The organism is Aerococcus sp. L_32 (genome assembly GCF_050689315.1).
On the sequence record NZ_JBOEQF010000461.1, the window covers coordinates 1 to 1,483 of the forward strand.

Annotated in this window: 1 protein-coding gene; it reads right to left on the minus strand. The window is 39.2% G+C overall.

What is annotated here, in order from left to right; translation table 11 throughout:
• Positions 1 to 94 precede the first annotated feature (94 nt).
• The coding region (gene ppk1, locus ACRCJ0_RS13895; RefSeq protein WP_431390820.1) for a polyphosphate kinase 1 at positions 95 to 1,483 on the minus strand (1,389 nt) is incomplete at its 5' end.

Sequence of the window (1,483 nt, forward strand, 5' to 3'; positions counted from 1 at the left end):
AACCATACTCATGGTACATGATTAGCACCCTTGAATCAAATACATTTAATCCAAAGGTGCTATTTTTATTACGATCGATTATTAATAGCCATCACTATTTTGTATTTAGTCTATTTTGCAAACGTTCAAACCAAGTCATTTTACTGCGAGGGGCAGATGTTCTGGCTTGTTCGCCTTCGTTTAAAGCCTTTTGCATGAAGATTTGTTGTGAGTCTACTGGCGCTAAATCATTTTGTACATATTGGTAGGTACAGTCAGGTAATTTATAACGCGCTTTGGTATTATCTTCTAAGTATACTTTCAAGATTTCCATGATTTCTTCGTGAATATGTTCATCTAAAATAGGGAACTCGATTTCTACACGGCCGATCATGTTACGGGTCATCATATCAGCAGATGATAAGAATAGTTTCTCATCACCGTTATTGTTGAACCAGTAAATACGGCTGTGTTCTAAGAAACGGCCGACAACTGAGATGACATTGATATTTTCAGATACGCCAGGAATACCCGGTACCAGACAGCAAATACCACGGATAATCAGATCGACTTTCACGCCAGCTTGGCTAGCTTCGTATAATTTCTTGATGACATCTTTTGAGGTTAATGAATTCATTTTGGCAATGATATGACCATTACCATTCGCTTTGTGAGCTTGAATTTCATCCTCTATATCTTCAATGTAGTTATCACGAATGGCAAAAGGGGATACGTGTAGGTAATGGTAGTCTGGTTGGCTAGAGTAGCCACTTAGGTAGTTGAAAAAGTCTGTTGCATCTTCCGCAATCCCTTCGTTAGTTGTGATGATCCCCATATCAGTGTAGAAACGTGCGGTCTTATCATTGTAGTTACCAGTTCCAAGATGGACGTAACGGTGAACGCGACCATTCTTTTGTTTCACAACCATGGCAATTTTAGAGTGCGTTTTAAGGTGGGTTTTACCATAGATTACATGGCAACCAGCTTCTTCTAATATTTTTGCCCATTGGACATTATTTTCTTCATCGAAACGTGCTTTCAATTCCACTAAAACGGTTACTTGTTTACCACGTTCAGCAGCTGTTTTTAAGGCTGAAATGATTGGTGAATTCGCCGATACTCGGTATAAAGTTTGCTTGATTGCAAGCGTATGTGGGTCATTGGCTGCATCTTGGATAAATTCGACCACTGGTTTGAATGAATCATAAGGGTGGTGTAGGAAGATATCACGTTTTTCAGCTAATTTGAATAAATTCGTGGTTTGTAATTCGCTAGGGTAAACCGGTTTAAATGGTTCATAGCGTAAGTTAGGGAAATAATTTCCCAAGACATCGATGGCATCCCCAAGGCCGGTTAAGTCTAGTGGACCGTTTACAAAGTAAAGGTCACGTTCTAATAGACCCAATTCTTCCAGCAGGTATTCAAGGTCTGCATGGATATATTCTTGGTCATAATTTTCTTCTTGTTGAATTTCAATACGAACGGCCATACCATTACGTCGTTG